Raw genomic sequence first — 23,973 nt, forward strand, 5'->3', positions numbered from 1 at the left:
ATTAAGTTCCCGTTTTAAGGGTTCAGTGCCAATATACATTTTCGTCTACTAGGGTTTTGTGTATTAATCAATAATAATGAAACGTTTATTTTATTATTTTTCTGGCTCCATTACTTCATCAATTAATCCATATTCTTTAGCTTCTGCAGCTGTTAAGAAGTTGTCGCGATCAGTATCTTGTTGAATTTTTTCAATAGATTGACCTGTACGTTCTGATAAAATACGATTTAATTTTTCACGTGTTTTTAAAATATGATTTGCTGCAATCTCAATTTCAGTTGCTTGTCCTTGTGCACCACCTAAAGGTTGGTGAATCATAACTTCAGCATTAGGTAGTGCAAATCGTTTACCTTTTGCACCTGCTGCTAACAAGAATGAACCCATAGACGCTGCCATACCAATACAGATTGTTTGTACGTCTGGTTTGATATGCTGGATAGTATCATAAATAGCAAATCCAGCAGTTACACTGCCACCTGGTGAATTAATATATAAATAAATATCCTTTTCAGAATCTTGCGCTTGCAAGAATAATAATTGTGACACAATAGAGTTAGCTACGTTATCATCAATTTGAGAACCTAGCATGATAATACGGTCTTTCAATAAACGTGAATATATATCATACGCACGTTCACCGCGGTTAGTTGTTTCAATAACTGTAGGAATTAAATTCATTTATTTTTCCTCCTTATAATAACTGTTAAAATTATTTTACCTTAAAAGTCAAAAATGGTCAAAGATTAAGCTTATTAATCAAAAATTCAATTTGACGCTTAACCTTTTCATTTGTAAACTAGAATTATCGTTTTTATTGTACCGTCCTTATTGAACGACGTACAGAAATGTGATTATTTCACTATTTACCCCTCGTAGTGTAATGGATAACACATAAGATTCCGGTTCTTAAAATAGAGGTTCGATTCCTCTCGAGGGGGTTGCTTAATAATGTTGAGATTTTAATGTCTGAGATTATTTGTAATCTCAGTCTTAAAATCTCATTTTTTATAATTCAATTTGTTCACCATTTCTTATTTTATCCGCTAATTCATTCAACTTTCTTAAACGGTGATTCATACCTGATTTAGATATAGGCCCTGTAGAAACCATCTCACCCAATTCTTTTAAAGATATTTCTTGATGTTCTACTCTGAGCTTCGCTACTTCTCTCAAACGATCAGGTAAATTTTCAAGCCCAATCTCTTCATCAATTAATTGTATACTTTCTACCTGTTTCATTGCTGCGCTAACAGTTTTATTAAGATTTGCTGTTTCACAATTTACGAGACGGTTAACCGAATTACGCATATCACGGACAATTCTTACATCTTCAAACTTTAGTAATGCTTGATAGCCACCTATCAAACTAAGAAAGTCGGAAATTTTTTCAGCTTCTTTAAGATACGCAATACTCCCTTTTTTACGTTCTAAATGTTTCGCATTGAGTTCATAACTATTCATCAATTTAGTAAGACCTTCGGAATGATCTTCATATTGTGAAAAAATTTCGAGATGATATGAAGACGTTTCAGGGTTATTTACAGAACCACCTGCTAAGAAAGCCCCTCTTAAATAACTTCTTTTCATTTCATCATCTTTGATCATATCCGGATCAATATCGTGAGTAAAAACTCCCTCTTTTAAAATACCTAAATCATTTAGTATTTCTTTCGCTAACATCTTTGTTCGACATATATAAATATTGTTTTTTTTCAATTTCATCTTTTTTCTAACTAAAATTTCAACTTCAACATTAAATATACGTTTGATAAGAGAATATATTCGACGAGCTGTTGTTGCATTTTCTGTCTGTACATTAATTACAAACTGTTGATTTGATAGACTAAGTGCGCCATTCATGCGAATTAATGCACTGAGCTCTGCTTTAGCATTCGATTCGTCAACTTCTATGCGTGTTAGTTCATTTTTCATATCTGATGCAAAGCTCATTGAACACTCATCCTTCCTAATCCTTTTTTTCTATTCTTGTTTATAGTATCGCCAATGAGGTGTAAAGTTATTTTCTAATTCTAAACACACACTTAAGTTATCATATCATAAACTACGATTTCGCTTATAATTATTTCTTTTTATCACTAGGAGTAAAGCGAATTGTACTTGTTAAATCTAAGGCAAGTTCATAAATCATTTTTGATAATACTTTTGTGTTATGTCTGACATAGTGTTCATTAGATATTTCAACTAAATTAGACGCCGTTAAAACTCTAATTCCACTATCTTTTAATTGTTCTTTATGTACTGCTACTGGTTTTGAATTCTTTTCTTCATATCGTTGTAAAACATCTTTACTATAGGATTCAGAGCTACATATGACAAAATCAATAAATGGTTCACCAACTTGTCGAGAAAGTGCATCAATATGCTCTTTAACATCATAATTATCTGTCTCGCCTGGTTGTGTCATAACATTAGATACATAAAGTTTTGGGGCAGAGGTACGTAATAATGCTTCTGAAATGCCTTTGACACATAAATTTGATATAACACTTGTATATAATGAACCTGGTCCTAAGACGATTAAATCTGCTTGTTCTAAAGCTTCTACCGCTTCATTCATTGGTTCAACATCACTTGGCTCTAAAAACACACGATTTATTTTTTTATGTGTTTTAGGTATATTGGTTTCTCCATGTACAATTTCACCGTCTTCCATCACCGCGTTGAGTTGCACACTTGTGTTTGTTGAAGGGATGACTTGGCCTTTAATATTTAAAACTTTACTTAATTCTTTAATAGCGTGCCCAAAGTCATTGGTAATGTTAGTCATTCCAGCAATAACTAAATTACCTAATGAATGTCCATCTACTTGATTTTCACCAAAACGGTACTGGAACAATTGAGTTAATATCGATTCCGAGTCACTTAAAGCAGCAATGACATTACGAATATCACCAGGCGCTGGAATATCCATGACATCTCTAATTTTCCCCGTGCTCCCACCATTGTCCGCTACAGTAACAATGGCAGTAATGTCTATTGGAAATTCTCTAAGGCCTCTAGCAAGGACAGAAAGTCCAGTGCCACCACCAATAAGTACTACGTTCATTTGTTTCATTATCTCTCTCCACTTTCAATATGCGCATCTCTATGATGCACATAAACATTATATTCAAAAATCTCGTTAAGATATTCAGCTAAACGTTTAGCTAATGCGACTGATCGATGTTGTCCACCTGTACAACCTATAGCAATAACCAATTGCGATTTACCTTCTTTTTTGTATCCAGGAATCATATATTTTAGTAAATCCGTTAATTTATCAAAAAATATTTGGGTTTCTTTCCACTTCATAACGTAATTGTACACTGGCTCATCTAAACCAGTAAATGGACGCAATTCCTCTACATAGTATGGATTAGGTAGAAATCTGACATCAAAAACTAAATCAGCATCCATTTGTATACCATGCTTGAAACCAAAACTTGTCACGTTGATAGTAAATGTTTCAAAGTTTTCATCTAAATAAAACTTTGAAATGCGTTGCTTTAATTCTTTAGGTTTTAATTTTGTTGTATCAATCACGTAATTAGCGATACTTCGGATTTCTGATAGGTGTTCACGTTCCTCATTTATTGCATCTATTAATGATCTTTGTCCTTTTTCATTTAGTGGGTGCGCTCTTCTTGATTCTTTATAACGCGAAATAATTTTTTCAGTTTTAGCTTCCAAAAACATAACATCTAAAATCACGTCATTGCGACTTTTAATAATATCAATTTCTTTAACTAGAGATTTAAATAATTCCTTACCTCTTAAATCTATTGCAATTGCTACTTTTTGCAATGAAGGATTTCCTTGAGCCATCAATTCTACAAATTTAGGTAACAGTACAGGTGGTAAATTATCTACACAGAAAAAACCCATATCTTCGAGACTTTGAATCACCAATGATTTACCCGCTCCAGACATACCTGTAACAACTAACAATTCACTTTTACCCATTTCTTTTTCGTTGCTTGCCATTTTCTTAAGTCACCACCAATTATAATCTTCAATCAATATCATTATATTAAATTCATCTTATCACACTCAAATATGCAAAGTAACATACTTATATTGTAATTAAAAAAGCTAGAATCATTGATGACGATACTTTGACGCAAACAATGTTCTAGCTATGTGTAAAATGAGTTAAATTTTAATTATCTTTTAATTCTGTAATATAGTCAGCTGCACTTTGCGCCGCAATACTACCGTCTCCTGTAGCAGTAACAATTTGACGTAATCCTTTATCACGAACATCACCTGCAGCAAAAATACCTCGTACTTTAGTACTCATGTCATCTTGTGTGACAATGTATCCTGCGTCATTTGTAATACCAAGATTTTTAAATGGCGCTGTGAGTGGTTTCATTCCAATATAAATGAATACACCATCGGCATCATAAGTCTGTTCAGCACCATCTTTAGTTGATTCAAGTGTAACTGAACCAACTTTACCATCTTTTTCATTAATTGTTTTAAGTGTATGACTCCAAATAAAGTCAACCTTATCATTTTTGAAGGCACGTTCTTGCAAGATGTTTTGTGCACGTAATTCATCTCTACGATGAACAATCGTTACTTTATCTGCAAATTTAGTTAAGAAAGTTCCTTCTTCTACCGCTGAATCTCCACCGCCAATTACGAAAAGACGTTTATTTTTAAAGAATGCTCCATCACAAACCGCACAATAACTTACTCCACGTCCTCCTAATTCTTGTTCACCAGGAACGCCAATCTTTTTATACTCTGCTCCAGTTGAGATAATAACTGCATGAGCTGTTACTTCTTTATTCCCTAAATTGATAACTTTATAGTCACCTTTATCTTCAACAGATTTAATATCGCCATATTGGTATTCCGCACCAAATTTTTTTGCATGTTCAAACATTTTCGTAGATAAATCAGGGCCTGTGATCATCTCAAATCCTGGAAAATTCTCTACTTCTTCAGTGTTTGCCATTTGACCGCCTGGCATACCGCGTTCAATCATGACAGTTTTTAAATTGGCACGTGATGCATATACTGCTGCTGTCATGCCGGCAGGACCTGCACCGATTATTGCTACGTCAAAATCTACTTCAGTCATTTTAAATGCCTCCTACTTATTAATCATTATGCGCATTATATATCATACTTTTCATTTCATAAATTTATATGCTCAATATAAATTCAATTGTTTTATTCAGTTTGTATCTAGAAACATCAAAATCGTCCATCAATTGTCTCTTAGTGAATGGTTGGCTAGAACGACGATATGATAGGTAAACAAATGCAGCGACATATCTATCGACATCTACTAAATCTACATTTTCAGCTATAATCATTTCTGCTTGATTAATCCAATCTGTAAATAAAGACGTGTTATATTTGAATTGCTTAAAATTATACAACCTTTGCATACCTCTGTGTATAAAATCTAATTTATTGAGTGTGAGGCCTTGTACCAAATATGTGAGATAAAGTTTCTCATAGTCATTCATTGATTCAAGAATTGACCAAATATCTTCAGTCATTAGTATTTCTTTTCCATTTAATTGATGAAGTAAAAAAATACCGTAAAGTCGATAATGATTATTATCATCTAGTAATAATGGTAACACTCGTGATTCAAATACCGTTTTACTTTCCTCAATTACCCAAGGTGCATAACCTACATCAACTTTAGAAATTTGAGTGAGCTTGTTCCACATCTCAATACTTTCGTCTTTATTTCCTAGGTAATAAAAATTGAATCTCAATGCATTATACAGTTGAATAGAGACAAATTTACCTTTTTTATAAAGTGGATAAAGTAAATTCTGAGAAGCACGATACTGTTTTAAATAACTCAATACAATTCCTAATTTAAAGGTTTCGTCGTCATTTAGTGGTACTACTTTATTAAGTATTTTAAGATATTTTTGATATTTTTCTGTTTCCTTTTTATTATAAAGTAATAATGTGTAGTGACAAAGTGCATGCACATCTGAATTATCTTCCTTTAAAAGTTCTTCAAACATTGCTTTGGCACTATCATACTCACCTAGATACAAATAACACATTGCAAGTAAATTCCTAATCACCCTATGCTGTTGAATCTCGTAAGATTGATTCAAAATAAATGCTCGGGCTTCTTCTAACCTACCTTGTGAAAAGAGAAATTGAAATAAAAGTTGTGTTGAAAACAATTGTGCTTCTAATTCAATTTTTTGTTCACTTGTATACGTGACTTCGAATGTTTTTTCAAGCATTTCTCTAAAATCTTTATCATCTGACAATATTACATAATTAATACCAAACAAGAATGCCTTGTTTGGCTCGTTTAATTCTATATTTAATTGACTTAGTTCATAGAAGCTTTCTTCTACATGAAAGTCTTTAACAATATTCTCATAAAAAAGATGTTCTGCTTTTTTGCTGATATTTAATTTAACTAAACATTGCGCATAGTGTTGTTGAATATCAAAATCCTCAGGTGACAACTCAAGCACTTTTTCATAATATTCTGCCGCTTTCTTGTAGTTCTGTTGTTGCCACTTTTGGGTAGCCATTTTTCGGTAAAAAGCCTCATCAAAAATCATTGGAATGATGTTATTTTCTTTTTGTGCCATTCGTTGTCACCTCCTGAATCTAATTGTATTTGCATAGGGTTACCAAATGCAAAACTGTAATCGGGAACATCTTTAGACACAACCGTACCCGCACCAATTTTAACATGCTTTCCTATAGTTATTCCTGGCAATATTGTCGTATTTGCACCTATTAAAGTGTAATCGCCTATAATGACTTTCCCCACTCTCCACTCATCAACAAGTACTTCGTGAGTTAATATTGTTGTATTATAACCAATGACTGTATTCTTGCCAACCGAAATGTATTCTGGATAAAACAAATCAGGCAACACTTTATATGCAAATGAAGTATGATTCCCGACATCCATTTTTAAAAGCTTTTTATATATTTTATTTTTAAGTTTCATACTAGGAATAAATCTTGCAATTTCTATAATCAACGTTTGCTTTAGCACTTTTATGAATTTAATTTTTCTATATATATGCCATAAAGGATTCACTTGATGATATTTTTCTTTACTTAATCTTCTCAAAATAATCACTTAGCCTTTTTAATTGGCCATGTTAATGGTCCTGAATTTTTATATTTTATTGGTTGATATTTAACTCTTCTATAAATTACGAATATCACACTAATCATAATAAGCACGACAGAAACAAGTTGCGCTACACGTATATGACTCGTAAGCATCAAACTATCGGTTCTCATAGCCTCAACGAAGAAGCGTCCTACAGAATACCAAATAAGATAACCAAAGAATGTCTCTCCAAGTTTTAGACGTTTCCTTAAAGTAATTAAAATGACAAAACCTATCACGTCCCAAATTGACTCATATAGAAATGTCGGGTGATAATATTGACCTTCAATATACATATTTCTAATAATAAAGTCTGGCAAATGTAAATGTTCTAGAAAAGCTCTAGATACTGGTCCTCCATGCGCTTCATGATTCATAAAGTTTCCCCAGCGTCCTATCCCTTGAGCTAAAATAATACTTGGTGCCACAATATCTCCTATTTGAAATGGATGTAGATTTTTGATTTTACAAACAATAATCCCCGTGATAAGTCCACCAATTAAGCCGCCATGTATGGCTATACCACCATGCCAAATTTTTGGTATCTCACTCAAGTGATTCATGTAATATGGCCATTGAAATGTAACAAAATATATTCTCGCAACTATGAATCCAACAATCGCGCTATAAAATATAATATCGATTAAAGTGTCTTTATGTAATCCAACCTGTTTCAATGCTGCTTGTGCAATGAAGTATCCAAGTAAGATACCACAAGCAATAATAATTCCATACCATCGAACTTGGATTGGTCCCAAGCTAAAGGCAACAGGATCGATATATCCTAATGTAATATTCATGTGTGTTATTCCTCACTTTTATGACTATTTCGAACGATTTCTTCATTAAGTCTCTCATTAAATTCAACTGCTGTATTAATACCCATGATATTAAGACGATAATTCATAGCCGCTACTTCAATAATTACTGCTACATTGCGCCCTGGTCTAACTGGTATCGTTTTTTTAGTGATTTCCGTATCAAGAATTTTCAATGTTTCTTCATTAAGACCTACACGATCGTATAACTTATTCTTATTCCAATTTTCTAAATTAATGTTTAATCGAATTTGTTTTTCAGTTAATATTGATCCTGCTCCAAACAAAGTCATAACATTAATGATACCGAGACCACGAATCTCTAGCAAATGTTCGATAAGTTTAGGAGGTTTGCCTACAAGTTCATCCTTAGTAATTTCTTTGATTTCTACATTATCATCAGCCACTAATCTATGACCACGTTTGACTAATTCTAATGCAGTTTCACTTTTTCCAATGCCAGAATCTCCTGTAATTAGTACACCTACTCCGTAAACATCAACAAGTACACCGTGCAAAGAAGTGGTTTTCGCGAGTTCATGTTCGAGAAATGTCGTTAACCTACTCATTAAGCTCGTTGTGGCATCTTTCGCAACAATAATTGGTGTATGCGTTTCTTGAGATGCACGTATGAGTTCTTCTGGTGGTTCTAACCCACGTGTAACAATAATCGCTGGAGTTTCAGGTCGGCATAACTTTCTCATTCTTCCTTTTTTCTCTTCATCTGGAAGTAAATTATAAAATGATAACTCCGTTGTCCCTAATAATTGAATACGGTCTGAAGCATAATGTGAAAAATATCCAGCCATTTCTAAACCTGGACGTGAAATATCTGTGTTTTTAATTGGTCTATCTAAACCTTCTTCACCAGTAAGTAATTCTAAATTTAACGTATTAACTAATCTATCTGTTGTTAACATGCATTCACCTCAAATTTCATAAGCCATTCGTATCTTCCTTTTCTATTATCATATCAAAAATCAACTCATGTTTTATATTAAAATGATGATTTAAAATTTTAAAAGTTTCTTAAATCATTACTGTTTTGAGACAAACTAGATTTTTTCCATTATACAATTGAGTAGTTGATTGATTGAGTTAAAAAATATACCTTAAATAACAATCTAAATCGAAATTCAAATAACTATTTGATGATTTATGCTCAAATTAATGAAATTAATTTGATATATAAAGCTCTAAGATTCTTTGTGTAAAAGTCATCTTAGAGCTTTTTAAGTTAATCTATCATTTTATTACTAGTCATACATCTTACTATTCAACTCTGTCTCTCTCTAATACTGGTTTTAAGTATTGACCAGTGTAAGATTCTTTATTTTGAGCGATTTCTTCAGGTGTACCAGTTGCGATGATTGTTCCTCCACCTTCACCACCTTCTGGACCTAAATCAATAATATGATCTGCCGTTTTAATAACATCAAGATTGTGTTCGATAATAACGACCGTATCACCATTTTCCACTATACGATTCAATACCTTTAATAAACGACTTATATCATCAACATGTAATCCTGTAGTTGGTTCATCAAGAATATAAATAGAACGCCCCGTTGAACGCTTGTGCAATTCTGATGCGAGTTTTACACGTTGCGCTTCACCACCAGATAATGTAGTAGCTTGTTGACCTAAAGTAATGTACCCCAACCCAACATCTACAAGTGTTTGTAATTTACGCTTAATCTTAGGGATATTTTCAAAGAAATGCGTAGCTTCTTCAACAGTCATTTCTAACACATCCGCAATATTTTTTCCTTTGTATGTTACCTCTAGAGTCTCACGATTATAGCGTTTACCATCACACACTTCACAAGGTACATAGACATCTGGTAAAAAATGCATTTCAATTTTTATAATTCCATCACCTTTACAAGCTTCACATCGTCCACCTTTGACATTAAAACTAAATCTACCTTTTTGATAACCTCGTATTTTGGCTTCATTCGTTTGTGCAAAGACATCTCTTATGTCATCAAAGACACCCGTGTATGTGGCTGGGTTAGAACGTGGTGTTCTACCTATTGGCGATTGATCAATATCAATGATTTTATCTAATTGATCGATTCCTTTGATTTCATCAAAATTCCCAGGTTTCATTTTAGATTTATTAATTTTTTGAGCTAATGCTTTATATAAAATTTCATTGACGAGTGAACTTTTACCAGAACCTGACACACCTGTAACTACAGTTAAGACGGATAGTGGGAAGTCTACATTTACATTTTTTAAATTATTACTTTTAGCACCTTTAATTTGAATCTTTCTATCGGTGATTTCGCGTCTGTATTCAGGGACTTCTATTCGTTTTTTTCCACTTAAATATTGACCCGTTAAGGACTTTTTATCTTTCATTACTTTATTAGGGGTACCACTTGAGACAACCTCTCCACCGTGGTTACCGGCTCCCGGACCCACATCAACTAAATAATCAGCTGCTCTCATTGTATCATCATCATGTTCAACGACAATGAGTGTATTACCTAAATCACGCATTTCTTTTAAAGTGTTAATTAATCTATCATTATCTCTTTGATGTAATCCAATTGAAGGTTCATCTAAAACATACAGTACTCCGGTTAATCGTGAACCAATTTGTGTTGCTAAACGAATACGTTGTGCTTCCCCTCCAGATAAAGTTCCGGATGAACGTTCTAAGGTCAAATATTCCAAACCAACATTATTTAAAAATGATAATCTTGAAATAATCTCTTTTAAAATTTGATCTGCAATCGATTTATCTTGATCGCTTAATTTTAAGTTTTCGAAATAATAAAGTGCATTTTTAATTGAATATTCAACGACTTCACCTATATTATAGTCGCCTACATATACAGATAACGCTTCTTTGCTTAAACGTTTGCCATGACAAGTTTCACACGGTAACTCTGTCATGTATTTACTCATCATTTCGCGTGTATATTCAGAGGGAGATTCATGGTATCGACGGTCAATATTAGGTACCACACCTTCAAAAACCATTTTACGTTTACGAGTACCACCATTTCGTTGCGTAAATGTAAATTCAATTTCTTTTTCTCCAGAACCATTCATAAGTATGTTTTTTTGTCTATCAGTCAATTTTTTATATGGCTTATCCATATTAATTTTGTAGACTTCACATACACGTTTTAATAAAGTTGGATAAAAATCGGAACTTGTTGGTTCCCATGGTTCAATTGCGCCTTCATTTAAAGTTTTATTTTTATCTGGAATGACTAAATCTAGGTCTACTTTTAGTTTTTGACCTAAACCATCACAAGTTGGACACGCACCAAACGGACTATTGAAACTAAACATTCTAGGTTCTAATTCACCAATAGAGAAACCACAAATAGGACATGCGTGGTTCTCAGAGAATTTAAGTTCCTCTCCATTAATAACGTCAACTGTTAAATTACCTTCAGCAAGTTCAAGTGCTGTCTCAATAGAGTCCGCTAGACGCGTCTCAATGCCGTCTTTAACTACAAGTCTATCAACAACAACTTCAATTGTGTGATTTTTATTTTTATCCAATTGAGGCACTTCATTTACATCGACGATTTCATCATCAACACGTAAACGCACATATCCTTTCTTACCTATATCTTCAATTAACTTTTCATGACTTCCTTTTCTATGTGAAATGACTGGTGCAAGTAATTGAATTTTTGTACGTTCTTCCAATTCTAAAATACGATCAACCATTTGTTGAACAGTTTGTGATTCAATTTCTATACCGTGATAAGGACAGTACGGTTTACCGACACGCGCATATAATAATCGAATATAATCATAGATTTCAGTCACAGTGGCAACGGTAGAACGTGGGTTTTTACTTGTCGTCTTCTGATCAATAGATATTGCCGGTGACAAACCTTCAATGGTATCTACATCAGGCTTGTCCATTTGTCCTAAAAATTGTCGTGCATATGCACTTAACGATTCCACATAACGTCGTTGACCTTCAGCATAAATAGTATCAAACGCTAACGAAGACTTACCTGAGCCTGAAAGTCCAGTCATGACAATCAACTTGTTTTTAGGTAATTCAATATCTACTCCTTTTAAATTATGTGCTCGCGCACCTTTTACTACAATTGACGGTCCTTTCATTTAATCGTCACCCTTCTGCTTTTAATTCAAATAACATATCTCTTAACTCTGTAGCTTTTTCGAAATCTAAATCTTTGGCTGCTTTTTTCATTTCTTTTTCTATATTTTCTATTGTTTTTTGACGTTCTTTCTTTGTCATTTTCTTAGGTAATTCAGTTTGTTGTTGTTGATTTGTTTCATCGCTCTCCACAGTAGCACTAATGACGTCGTGAATCTTTTTATTAATTGTTTTCGGCGTGATGCCATGTTCTTTGTTATGGGCAATTTGTATTTCTCTACGTCTTTGTGTTTCATCAATCGCATATTGCATGGAATCTGTAATTTTATCCGCATACATAATGACTTCTCCTTTGTCATTACGTGCTGCACGCCCAATAGTTTGAATAAGAGATCTATCAGAACGTAAGAAGCCTTCCTTATCCGCATCTAAAATTACAACCAAAGATACTTCAGGTATATCTATCCCCTCTCTCAGCAGATTGATCCCAACTATTGCGTCGTAAGTACCCATACGTAAATCTCGAATAATTTCTATTCGTTCTAATGTTTTAATTTCTGAGTGTAAATAATTAACTTTAATCCCGGCTTCTTTCATATATGTAGTTAAATCTTCACTCATTTTTTTAGTAAGTGTTGTCACAAGTACACGCTCATCTTTGTCAACGCGATCTTGGATTTCACTTAAAAGATCATCGATTTGATTCTCAGTTGGACGCACATCAATTTTAGGATCAAGTAAACCAGTAGGTCGTATAATTTGTTCAACCATTTCATCTGTATGTTCTAACTCATATGGGCCTGGTGTAGCTGAAACATAAACAAGTTGTTTTGTTTTTTCTTCAAATTCTTCAAATTTTAATGGTCGGTTATCCAACGCACTTGGCAAACGAAATCCATGGTCTATTAATACTTGTTTACGAGCTCTATCCCCATTGTACATACCACGAATTTGAGGTAACGTAACGTGTGACTCATCAATCATGACAAGCCAATCGTCTCCAAAATAATCAAGTAATGTATATGGTGTTGAACCTAATGGTCTTAAAGTTAAGTGAACAGAATAGTTTTCAATACCTGAACAAAAGCCCATTTCTCTCATCATTTCTAAATCATAGTTAGTACGTTGTTCTAACCTTTGTGCTTCTAATAATTTATTCTCATCACGTAATTCTTTTAGTCTCTCTTCTAATTCTTTTTCGATTCGTTGAATAGCTACTTTCATTTTCTCTTCACGAGTAACGAAGTGCGAAGCTGGGAAAATTGTAAAATGCTCACGTTCTCGAATTACTTCCCCAGTTAAATAGTTAACCTCTCTGATACGATCAATTTCATCACCAAAAAATTCTACGCGAATACACATTTCTTCTCTAGAAGCCGGGAATATTTCAACAACATCCCCACGCACTCTAAATGTACCACGTTGAAAATCTATGTCATTACGTGAGTATTGTACATCAACTAACTTTCTCAACAATTCGCTTCGTTCCATCTCCATACCAACACGTACACTAACAACCAAATTTTTATATTCTTCAGGATTACCTAAACCATAGATACAACTAACACTTGCAATAATAATGACATCATCACGTTCAAATAAAGAACTTGTAGCAGAATGTCGTAGTTGGTCAATTTCATCGTTAATGGAGGCGTCTTTTTCAATAAAGGTATCTGTTGAAGGCACATATGCTTCAGGTTGATAGTAGTCGTAATAACTAACAAAATATTCAACTCTATTTTCTGGGAAAAATTCTTTAAATTCACTATATAGTTGACCTGCTAATGTCTTGTTATGTGCAATAATAAGTGTAGGTTTACCAACCTCTTTAATTACGTTACTCATAGTAAAAGTTTTACCTGTCCCAGTTGCACCTAATAAGGTTTGATGACGTTTCCCTTCATTTACGCCATCCACAATTTTTTGTATCGCTTGTGGCTGATCACCTTGTGGCTCAAATTCAGACTTTAACTTAAATGGAACATGTTCTACCATTCCAAAATACGCCTCCTATTATTGTTATCATTTATAAAGATTTTACACATCTCGTATCAATTACTTTTTCATGAATATCATTTTCTATTTTAACAAATTCTAAAAGAACAATACAAACATTTGTTCGCTTGTGAAATTTAACATTTTTAATGCTTATTCTAAAACAAGAGCTCTAAGATGATTTCTAATGCAAGAAATTGTCTTAGAGCTTTATTTATCAGTAATGTATGCTGTGCGATGTTTTTTTAAAAGTACAATCAAATACATATTATATACACACTGTACTTTAAAATCTTTCGCTTTTATATTCACAATGTATCAATTATTATGTTATTGTCATTAAAATATTTACTATTTAATATTTAGTTATTAATGTTTACACCATGGATTACTTAATATTCAAAATAATATAAACATTAATTTAAAGTAAAAAATGAACAATAAATAATAATCCAACAATTTTTAAATTAAATCAGAATCACTATAATTACAGTTTAAAATAATAATAAATCAAAAAAACAAATACTTCAAAATTTTTGTTTGCATAAACACATCTTAAGAATCATTTTGGTTCTTATGAAATTCAAGTTGATCAATTATTAAATAACCAGCTAATAAACTTGTCACATCTATAAAAATAATCCATTCGTTGTGAAAGAATCCTTTATAAACTGATGCACCTATTATTATCAATGTGACTAATGTACCAATCCATTTACTTCTAGTCACCACACTAAACAGCACAACTAATATACAAGGAAAGAAGGCCGCACAAACATACCAAATCATTATCGTCACCCATTTCTTCTGCTTAGAATTGACATTGTTGTTTCACGTAATTCAGTTCGAGGAATAAAGTTTTCTGTGAGCATTTCAGGTATTACATTTTCAATAAAATCTTTTACAGATTCTAAGTGATCAAATTGTATAATAGTTTCTAAACTCATTTCATATATTTCAAAAAATAGTGGCTCAGGATTACGTTTTTGTATTTCTCCAAATGTTTCATACAATAAATCAATTTTATCAGCAACAGATAGAATTTGTCCTTCTAGAGAATCATCTTTACCTTCTTGTAAACGTTCACGATACACGTGCTGATATTGTGTTGGTATCTCCTCTTTGATAAACGTATCTACCATTTCTTCTTCAACTTGGGAGAATAAATGTTTTAATTCCTTACTTGCGTATTTTACCGGTGTTTTGATATCACCTGTAAACACTTCAGCAAAGTCGTGGTTGAGTGACTTTTCATAGAGACTCTTCCAATCGATTTTATTTCCATGATATTCTTCGACAGTAGCTAAATATTGCGCAATTTTAGTTACTTTAAAAGAATGAGCAGCAACATTATGTTCAAAATATTTAAATTTACCTGGTAATCTTATTAATTTTTCTAAATCTGATAGTCTTTTAAAATATTGATGCATTCCCATAATAAGACACCTCCTTAATATTAAAATTAGTCTATATTCTTATTGTTATTATATCAATCAATATTATTATTGAAAGTAAATTATCATGTAAATCATTTCTATTTTATTATAAAAGAAAAAGTAGAATAATGAATTCATTTTGAACTCACTATTCTACTCTAATACGTAACTTATGGATAAAACATGTTGATATATATGAAGAAGTTGTTCTACCAACATGATGTTCAATTTAATTGTCTAGAACGTTTATATAACATAAGAGACAGTTATACGCGAAATTCATTCACACCTTGAATATAAATAGTCATTTAGTGAATGTAATTATATGAATTAGGATTGCTAATAGTTCTGTAAGATTTTACGTTAACGCCACCATTCCAGTTCATTTCCGAAACAGTTACAGAACCATTAGAATTGATTGATTCAACAACGCCAACATGTCCATAAGCGCCAGCCCCATTTTGACCCGAACCACTTTGGAATACAGCACCAACCTCAGGTGTGTGATCTACATTAAAGCCAGCCTGATTAGCTGAATATGCCCAGTTACTAGCGTTGCCCCATAGACTTCCAATTGGTTTCCCTAGCTCAGCGCGACGATCGAATGCATAATAAGTACATTGACCAGTAGTGTATAAATTACCTGAGTTAGATACACTTCTTAGACCATTGTAGGCGTTTGGCACAGAGTATGTATCAGTTGATTCACTGTTATAATTATCATAAGTAGTGTTGGATGTATCAGTTGATACATTATTATATCCTACTGGAATATAGTTAGTTTCATAATTTACGAATGTGTTTGTGTTATTAAATTGTTCAAATGCAGTTTCAGATACTACAATTTCATCTCCTGGAAAAATAAGAGGTTCTATACCAGGATTTAAAGCATAAAGTTCTTCTAAAGTAAGATGATGTTCTAAAGCAATTTTATATAAACTATCTCCAGGTTTTACAGTGTAAATACCTAAGTTTGATTGATTTGTAATTACATCACTCGTTGCATATGAGTCTAGTTGCGACGTCTCAGATTCTTGTGCGTTAGCTGCAGTGTTAATTGCAATAAAAGCTGCAATCGAACTTAACGTTACAGTTAGCGTTTTTTTCATCTAGTTGTCATTCCTTTGCTAGTTGATTATTAATTCACAAATTTAATATAGCACAATCAAATGAGGCTAAGGGTATTGTTATATTGATGTAATATAATAGTTAAAAAGAGTGTTTTTACACCCGGAAATAATTATCTACTCTACTAGTTCCTAACCTTATGATGTACAGGTCAAATTTAAGTCATTCTCGTCTGAGACTAAATTTACTTCGGTAACATTAGAAAATGCAGACTACATATAAAGTACATATAGCTTAAAAAATAAACTCCCTATTTTGTCTGTTTTCTGTTTAATGAAAAATACGCATAATCATCGATAAATCAAATAATGATTATGCGTGTATCAATTATATGTCTTGTCGATCCATTTCTTTTCTTAAATAAGCTTCTATGAATGGGCCTATTTCTCCATCCATAACAGCGTCTACTTTACCAGTTTCTTCATTCGTACGATGATCTTTAACCATTGAATATGGATGAAAGACGTAAGAACGAATCTGACTTCCCCATCCAATGTCTTTTTGTTCGCCACGAATTTCAGCCATTTCTTGCTCTTGCTCTTCTAACTTTAATTGATAAAGTTTGGACTTCAACATTTTCATTGCAGCTTCTCTATTTTTTATTTGAGATCGTTCATTTTGGTTGTTGACTACAATACCTGTAGGGTGATGTGTAATTCTAATTGCAGACTCAGTTTTGTTAATATGTTGTCCACCAGCGCCTGAAGCTCTAAAAGTATCCACTGTAATATCATCTGGGTTAATCTCAATTTCAATTTCATCATTATTAAAATCAGGAATAACATCACATGATGCAAAAGAAGTATGTCGTCTACCAGATGAATCGAAAGGTGAAATTCTAACTAAACGATGAACACCCTTTTCTGCCTTTAAATATCCATAAGCATTATGCCCTTTTATAAGTAATGTAACACTTTTAACGCCTGCTTCATCTCCTGGAAGATAATCAACTGTTTCAACTTTAAAGCCATTTTGTTCACAGTAACGTTGATACATCCTAAGAAGCATACTTGCCCAATCTTGTGATTCTGTACCGCCAGCACCGGGATGAAGCTCTAATATAGCATTATTTGCATCATGTGGTCCGTCGAGGAGTAATTGTAACTCATATTGATCGATTTGTTCTTCAAATTGCTGAACTTCCTCTTCTAATTCTTTCTTCATATCCTCATCATATTCTTCTTGTAATAACTCTCTCGTCGCACTCATATCGTCGACAGCATTTGTCAGTTGATAATACCCACTTACTATAGATTTTAGTGCATTGTTCTTATCAATGATATCTTGTGCTTTAGTTTGATCATTCCAAAAATCGGGATCAGTCATCATTTCTTCATACTCTTGTATGTTGGTCTCTTTATTTTCTAAGTCAAAGAGACCCCCTAATTTGATTTAAGTGATTTTGATATTCTTCTAAATTTCGTTTAATCTCAGATAATTCCATTCATCTTCTCTCCTATTTAATCATACTATGTCATAATATTTATATCATACAGTATATGCCTATTTTTTAAAAATAAACGGCCATTTCATCTCTATATCATATTACTAAGCATTTAACTTACAAGCGATGTAAATAAAGACTGAGTCATTCATAATTAGATATGCCTCAGCCTTTAAATTTAAACTATTTTATTGATTACGCTTTTCCATGACAATTTTTATATTTTTTACCACTACCACATGGGCATGGATCATTTCTACCTACCTGATCACCTTTTACAATCGGTTGTGGCTTTGCTTTTTCTTTGCCATCTTCAGCAGTTACATGTTTTGCTTCACCAAAGCTTTTAGATTTTTCACGTTCTACATCATCTTCAAACTGAACCACTGATTTCAAGATATACTTACATGTATCTTCCTCGATATTTTGCATCATGATATCAAATAATTCATGACCTTCATTTTGATAATCACGAAGTGGGTTTTGTTGTGCATATGAACGTAAATGAATACCTTGACGCAATTGATCCATCGTATCAATATGATCAGTCCAATGTGTATCAATTGAACGTAATAAAATCATCCGCTCAAATTCACTCATTTGGTCTCCTAATGTTTCTTGTTGCTGTGCATACGCTTTTTCAATTTTAGACCACACAATTTCAAAAATATCTTCTGAATCTTTACCTTTAATTTCTCTATCTTGAAGATCTCCTTCTTGCAAGAACACATCATTAACGTAATTAATAAATGGCGTATAGTCCGGATTATCGTCTTCTTCATTAATAAAATGATTAATCGCACGTTGCAATGTAGAACGTAACATCGCGTTAACGACTTGAGAACTGTCTTCACTATCAATGATTTCATTACGCTCATTATAAATAATTTCACGTTGCTTACGTAAAACTTCATCATATTCTAGAATACGTTTACGCGCATCAAAGTTATTACCTTCTACTCGTTTTTGAGCTGATTCTACAGCACGAGATACCATTTTCGACTCGATTGGCGTCGAATCATCCATTCCTAAACGGTTCATCATTTTCTGTAAGCGTTCTGAACCAAAACGTACCATTAATTCATCTTGTAAAGATAGGTAAAAACGACTATCTCCTCTATCACCTTGGCGTCCTGAACGTCCACGTAATTGATCATCAATACGTCTTGATTCATGACGCTCAGTACCAATAACAGCAAGTCCACCTAACTCTTCAACACCATCACCAAGTTTAATATCTGTTCCACGTCCAGCCATATTTGTGGCAATTGTAACTGCACCTTTTTGCCCAGCATTTGAAACGATTTCAGCTTCTCGTTCATGATTTTTAGCGTTTAATACGTCATGTCTGACACCACGTTTTTTTAGTAAATTTGAAATATATTCAGAAGTCTCAACAGCAACAGTACCTAGTAAGACGGGTTGCCCTTTTTTATGTTTTTCTACAACATCTTCAACTACCGCATCAAACTTACCTTTTTGACTAATATAAATTAAATCTGAATTATCTTTACGTTGAACAGGTTTGTTAGTTGGAATTTGAGTAACTGTCATATTATAGATATTACGAAATTCTTCCTCTTCGGTTTTCGCTGTACCAGTCATCCCCGCTAACTTATTATACATTCTGAAATAGTTTTGGAAAGTAATGGATGCCATCGTTTTAGACTCATTTTGAATTGCTACGCCTTCTTTAGCTTCAATTGCTTGGTGTAAACCTTCAGAAAAACGACGTCCAGGCATTGTACGTCCAGTAAATTGGTCAACTATTAATACTTCACCGTCAACGACCATGTAATCAACGTCGCGTTGTAATGTAACATGAGCTCTTAAAGCTGTATTAATATGACTAATCACTTCCACATTTTGAACATCATAAAGATTATCTACCTTGAACATACGTTCAGCTTTATCTGCACCTTGTTCTGTAAGATGTACAGCTTTGGTTTTTTCGTCATAGTTATAATCATCTTCAGCTTTAAGCATTTTTGCAAAAACATTTGCTTGAGTATATAAAGAAGTAGATTTTTCCGCTTCACCAGAAATAATTAAAGGTGTTCTTGCTTCGTCGATTAATATGGAATCGACCTCATCAATAATTGCAAAATGTAGAGGACGCATTACTCTCTCTTCAGCATAGTTCACCATATTATCTCTAAGATAATCAAACCCAAGTTCATTATTCGTACTATAAGTGATGTCTTGTGCGTAAGCCTCACGTTTTTCTTCAGTTGACTTACTATTTAAGTTCAAACCTACAGTTAAGCCAAGATAGTTATATAGTTCAGCCATTTCTTCACTTTGTGAACTTGATAAATATTCATTGACTGTAATAACATGTACACCTCTACCGGCTAAAGCATTCAAATACGTCGGCATGGTTGCAGTCAATGTTTTCCCTTCACCTGTTCTCATTTCCGCAATATCACCTTTATGTATAGCAATACCACCCATTACTTGTACTTTATAAGGAATCATATTAAATACTCTCTTTGACCCCTCACGTACAAGTGCATAAGCTTCAGGTAAAATTTTATCTAAATAATCATTTTGTTTTTTTACATCTTCAATTTCTGCTAACTCTTTTTGAAAAGATTTTGTTTTTTCACGTATTTCTTCATCGGTTAATATCGCAGTATCTTCCTCTAAAGCAAGTACTTTATCTGCTAACTTACCTAATCTTTTAATTTCTTTTTTATTGCCGTCAACAATTTTCGATAAAAATCCCATTGCACGCGTCGCTCCTTTAACTAAAAACTGTTTGGCTTACAACAATTTATCTTATCATTTATATCGCTAAATTTATACTTATATACTCATGAAGTAATGCGTGTTAACTCAATATTTCACAACACTTCACTTTGATTCAACTAGCAACAGCCTTATTTCTATAGACACTCATTTATATTGTAAAATGTCTATAGACACTTCAATTAACAACAATTTTATTTTAACACGTTGCAATCATTTTTTTCTCGCAATCAAACACGTTTTTAAAAAATAATGTAACGCAATACCTTTAACTAATATAGGAATTTAAAATCAAAGTTTAAATATAAATCGTCAAATCACACTAGCATATTTGTAAGCATACTGTCTATTAATTACTCATTTAGGTTATTAATTCAAAATTTAAGCAAACAAAATAAGCTGAGACACTTATTAAGAATACGAACTCCAAAGCTTGATTAATGTCATATCTACTTTGAAGTGAACATATCAAAACAATGCCCCAGCCTATGTTTATTAACTTCTATATTTGTAGTCAAGCAAACTAAGAATACATATGTGTATTGGTAACCCTGATTCTATTAATCATTATTACCTTATTCAATAAACTGATAAGAATTCTTAATTCAACTTTGGCAATATTATAGTCTATAATATACAAGTCAATTTATTCAGTTGTTTCAATCAGACCGTATTTGCCATCTTTTCGTCTATAAACAATGCTCGTACCATCAGTTTCTCTATCGGTAAAAATAAAGAAATCATGTCCCAATAAATTCATTTGCAATACTGCTTCCTCAGAATCCATTGGTTTTAAGCTGAATTGTTTAGAACGAATAATTTCAATATCATTTTCACTTTCTATATCATCTGCTTGATTGTTTGCTGTAGACTCTTGTACTTCAGCAACAAAGATATCTTGATCTCCACGATCTCTATGTTTACGATTTACACGAGTTTTGTATTTACGTACTTGTCTTTCCAATTTGTTAGTAATTAAATCAATACCTGCATATAAATCATCATGTCTTTCTTCAGCCCTAAGAGTGACATCTTTTAAAGGAATTGTAACTTCAATTTTAGTTGTAGAATTAGAATAAGTTTTAACTCTAACATGTGCTACAGCATTTGGCACATTGTTAAAATATCTTTCTAATTTACCTACTTTCTCCTCAATATAGTTGCGAATTGCATCTGTGATAGTGAGGTTATCTCCATGAATTTCAAATCTAATCATAGTAATCTCTCCTTAAACCTCTATATTGATACTTCTTACCTATATTTTACCATGTTTATGTTATCGTGCAAACGCAAACACTTTGAATTTTCTGACTTTTTTATCATATAATTTACACCCCGCGTGATGAATCGTTAACCCTGTTGTATAAATATCATCTATGAGTAGTATTACTTTCCCTTCGATATTTATCTCTTCATCTTTTATATAAAATGGATTAGAGGCTTTTGAACGTTCAACCTTTCCTAACTTTGACTGCTTAGGACGTATATGTGTACCTAATACATCTTGATATGAGATGCCCATTTTATCTAAGACAGTGGTCACCGGATTAAATGTACGTTCAATATCGCGTTCAATTGGAGAAGGAATTGGAACTATATAATCATATTGCGTTTGAGGTAAAACTAATCTTCTTGCCAATACTTCTGCTAAATAGAAGTCTCGCATAATCTTATACTGGTGTATGATTTCTTTCATCACACCATCATAACTATAATCACAAAACAATTGTTCCATTAAATAAAATGTTTTACTTAAAAATTGACAGTCATGACATTCGCCATCAGTAGAGATTTTGTTATTAAGACACTTAGGACACCTACCATCTTTATGAATTTTGGAGTTAAGCCATAATGTTTCACATCTTTCACAAAATATCTGAGGTGGTTTAAATAAGTTATAAATATGAATGGTTTCTTGAATAGTTTGATTGCACTGGATACATTTATGCATCAACCCATCCCCTTTTAATTGCCAACCGATTCATTGAAATAATGTTTCTTTTAGCTAAAACCATCGATAATGTAACACCTTCATGAAGAAATAAAACTAAGCCACTTGGAGACTGCTGTTTACGTCCTACGCGACCAGCAATTTGAATTAAAGCCTCTTGTTGAAAACTTCCTGCATCAACTACAACAACATCTAAGTGTGTCATGGTGAATCCTCTTTCTAAAATAGTTGTAGTGAATACAATTTTGTATTGTCCTCGTCTTAAATCTTCAATTTTTTCAAATCGTAAATCATCTTCACTGTGAACGCAAATCAAATCAGCGATGTCCATTTTATACTGTTGATACGTTTTATTCATTATCTCTATATTATTAAAAAAGACCAAAGTAAAACGTTGTTGGTTAATTTGATTTCTAAATAAATTAAGTAATAAATTTTGTTTTCGTGTTGATTTTAATTTGAAATATTTGAACTTAGGAATAGGTAGAGGGTGTCGGTGAAAACGGGCTGGTAACTTAATTATTTTTTCTGGGGGGAATTGTTTTAAAAAATGACGCGGTGGTGTGGCCGTCATGAAAATATGTGAATGATTCAATTTTGAAGCAAGTTGTATTGCATTTGATAATTGTGGATCCATAGACAACGGAAAAGCATCTACCTCATCGACAAATACAGTATCAAAATGCTGTTTAAATCTCAATAATTGATGGATAGTAGCAATAACAAAATGACCATTATATTGCTGTCTACTGGATTGATGTAGCACATCTATACGTTCATCGATAAAAGCATCTTTAATTCGATGACTTATCTCAATAATAACGTCTACACGAGGTGATACGATGGCAATATTATGTCCCATTTGACGAGCTATCCTTATACCCTCAAACATCATTTCAGTTTTCCCTGCTCCTGTGACGGCATATAACAAGAGATCATTATTATTTTTTATAGCTTGAATGATAGCTTCTGAAGCGTATTGCTGTTGCTTTGATAATTCAAAGGGTAACTGATAATTCGCTTTTGTTGCTTTTTGAAAACTTTTTACGATACATATATCTGTAATACTATCCATTCTGCCTAGTTGAATGCATCGCCTACAGTATGTGATTGTTTTATCCAATATCGTTGAATTGTAAGTCACAAAATATTGCAAAGAAGTGTTTCCACATTGAATACAATACCAACGCTCACTGTCTTTTATAACACC

At 32.8% G+C, this 23,973-nt stretch carries 19 protein-coding genes and 1 tRNA gene; 1 reads left to right on the forward strand and 19 read right to left on the reverse strand.

The window, feature by feature from the left end; translation table 11 throughout:
* Nucleotides 1-93 precede the first annotated feature (93 nt).
* Entirely contained in the window at nucleotides 94-678 is a 585-nt protein-coding gene (clpP, locus tag HMPREF3241_RS10170) for an ATP-dependent Clp endopeptidase proteolytic subunit ClpP (RefSeq protein ID WP_001829659.1), read from the reverse strand.
* Between the two features lie 188 nt (nucleotides 679-866).
* Between clpP and HMPREF3241_RS10175 the strand changes: the two genes are divergently transcribed.
* Nucleotides 867-938: transfer RNA gene (locus HMPREF3241_RS10175), tRNA-Arg, on the forward strand.
* Nucleotides 939-1,005: 67 nt separating this feature from the next.
* Here the strand turns inward: HMPREF3241_RS10175 and whiA are convergent.
* The 18 genes from whiA to HMPREF3241_RS10265 form a co-directional block, all read right to left on the reverse strand.
* Entirely contained in the window at nucleotides 1,006-1,950 is a 945-nt protein-coding gene (gene whiA / locus HMPREF3241_RS10180; RefSeq protein ID WP_002445957.1) for a DNA-binding protein WhiA, read from the reverse strand.
* Nucleotides 1,951-2,080: 130 nt separating this feature from the next.
* A complete protein-coding gene (gene yvcK / locus HMPREF3241_RS10185) occupies nucleotides 2,081-3,076 on the reverse strand; it encodes a gluconeogenesis factor YvcK family protein (RefSeq protein WP_002445956.1) in 996 nt (331 codons plus the stop codon).
* A complete protein-coding gene (gene rapZ, locus HMPREF3241_RS10190; protein WP_002445955.1) occupies nucleotides 3,076-3,984 on the reverse strand; it encodes an RNase adapter RapZ in 909 nt (302 codons plus the stop codon). The genes yvcK and rapZ overlap by 1 nt, the downstream gene beginning before the upstream one ends.
* 175 nt (nucleotides 3,985-4,159) lie before the next feature.
* Nucleotides 4,160-5,092 carry a thioredoxin-disulfide reductase gene (trxB, locus tag HMPREF3241_RS10195; protein ID WP_002445954.1) on the reverse strand — a complete coding sequence of 311 codons (933 nt, stop codon included), beginning with the start codon at nucleotides 5,090-5,092 and terminating at the stop codon, nucleotides 4,160-4,162.
* 64 nt (nucleotides 5,093-5,156) lie between these two features.
* Complete coding sequence (locus HMPREF3241_RS10200; protein ID WP_070853655.1) at nucleotides 5,157-6,596, reverse strand: tetratricopeptide repeat protein; 1,440 nt, start codon at nucleotides 6,594-6,596, stop codon at nucleotides 5,157-5,159.
* Nucleotides 6,563-7,099: an acyltransferase gene (locus HMPREF3241_RS10205; protein ID WP_002445952.1), complete on the reverse strand. Its 537-nt coding sequence runs from the start codon at nucleotides 7,097-7,099 to the stop codon at nucleotides 6,563-6,565. Before HMPREF3241_RS10205 ends, HMPREF3241_RS10200 begins: the two co-directional genes overlap by 34 nt.
* Nucleotides 7,096-7,935, reverse strand: coding sequence for a prolipoprotein diacylglyceryl transferase (gene lgt, locus HMPREF3241_RS10210; RefSeq protein WP_002445951.1), 840 nt, complete (start codon nucleotides 7,933-7,935; stop codon nucleotides 7,096-7,098). Before lgt ends, HMPREF3241_RS10205 begins: the two co-directional genes overlap by 4 nt.
* A 5-nt stretch (nucleotides 7,936-7,940) precedes the next feature.
* Nucleotides 7,941-8,873, reverse strand: a complete 933-nt coding sequence (gene hprK, locus HMPREF3241_RS10215) for an HPr(Ser) kinase/phosphatase (RefSeq protein ID WP_002445950.1) — start codon at nucleotides 8,871-8,873, stop codon at nucleotides 7,941-7,943.
* 352 nt (nucleotides 8,874-9,225) lie between these two features.
* The gene (uvrA, locus tag HMPREF3241_RS10220) at nucleotides 9,226-12,060 is read right to left on the reverse strand and encodes an excinuclease ABC subunit UvrA (RefSeq protein WP_002445949.1); all 2,835 of its coding nucleotides are present in this window, start codon (nucleotides 12,058-12,060) and stop codon (nucleotides 9,226-9,228) included.
* A gap of 7 nt (nucleotides 12,061-12,067) precedes the next feature.
* Entirely contained in the window at nucleotides 12,068-14,053 is a 1,986-nt protein-coding gene (gene uvrB / locus HMPREF3241_RS10225; protein ID WP_002445948.1) for an excinuclease ABC subunit UvrB, read from the reverse strand.
* A gap of 555 nt (nucleotides 14,054-14,608) precedes the next feature.
* Complete coding sequence (locus HMPREF3241_RS10230) at nucleotides 14,609-14,842, reverse strand: CsbA family protein (protein WP_002445947.1); 234 nt, start codon at nucleotides 14,840-14,842, stop codon at nucleotides 14,609-14,611.
* Nucleotides 14,843-14,847: 5 nt separating this feature from the next.
* On the reverse strand, nucleotides 14,848-15,489 hold the full coding sequence (locus HMPREF3241_RS10235) for a YfbR-like 5'-deoxynucleotidase (RefSeq protein WP_070592648.1): 642 nt from the start codon (nucleotides 15,487-15,489) through the stop codon (nucleotides 14,848-14,850).
* Nucleotides 15,490-15,797: 308 nt separating this feature from the next.
* Nucleotides 15,798-16,598, reverse strand: coding sequence for a COG3942 and LysM peptidoglycan-binding domain-containing protein (locus HMPREF3241_RS10240; protein ID WP_002445945.1), 801 nt, complete (start codon nucleotides 16,596-16,598; stop codon nucleotides 15,798-15,800).
* Between the two features lie 346 nt (nucleotides 16,599-16,944).
* Nucleotides 16,945-18,061, reverse strand: a protein-coding gene (gene prfB, locus HMPREF3241_RS10245; protein ID WP_099816410.1) for a peptide chain release factor 2 whose coding sequence is annotated in 2 segments (ribosomal slippage) — nucleotides 16,945-17,988 and nucleotides 17,990-18,061 — 1,116 coding nt in all. Because the reading frame shifts where the segments join, the coding sequence is not laid out codon by codon here.
* A 195-nt stretch (nucleotides 18,062-18,256) separates the two neighbouring features.
* Entirely contained in the window at nucleotides 18,257-20,791 is a 2,535-nt protein-coding gene (secA, locus tag HMPREF3241_RS10250) for a preprotein translocase subunit SecA (protein WP_002445943.1), read from the reverse strand.
* 667 nt (nucleotides 20,792-21,458) lie between these two features.
* Nucleotides 21,459-22,028, reverse strand: coding sequence for a ribosome hibernation-promoting factor, HPF/YfiA family (hpf, locus tag HMPREF3241_RS10255; protein ID WP_002445942.1), 570 nt, complete (start codon nucleotides 22,026-22,028; stop codon nucleotides 21,459-21,461).
* Nucleotides 22,029-22,088: 60 nt separating this feature from the next.
* Complete coding sequence (locus tag HMPREF3241_RS10260; RefSeq protein WP_002445941.1) at nucleotides 22,089-22,763, reverse strand: ComF family protein; 675 nt, start codon at nucleotides 22,761-22,763, stop codon at nucleotides 22,089-22,091.
* Nucleotides 22,756-23,973, reverse strand: a 1,218-nt coding sequence (locus tag HMPREF3241_RS10265; RefSeq protein WP_256323893.1) for a DEAD/DEAH box helicase family protein, incomplete at its 5' end; no start/stop codon positions are given. The genes HMPREF3241_RS10260 and HMPREF3241_RS10265, both read right to left, overlap by 8 nt.

The sequence above is a fragment of the Staphylococcus sp. HMSC34G04 genome (assembly GCF_001838765.1).
Taxonomy (GTDB): Bacteria; Bacillota; Bacilli; order Staphylococcales; family Staphylococcaceae; genus Staphylococcus; species Staphylococcus epidermidis.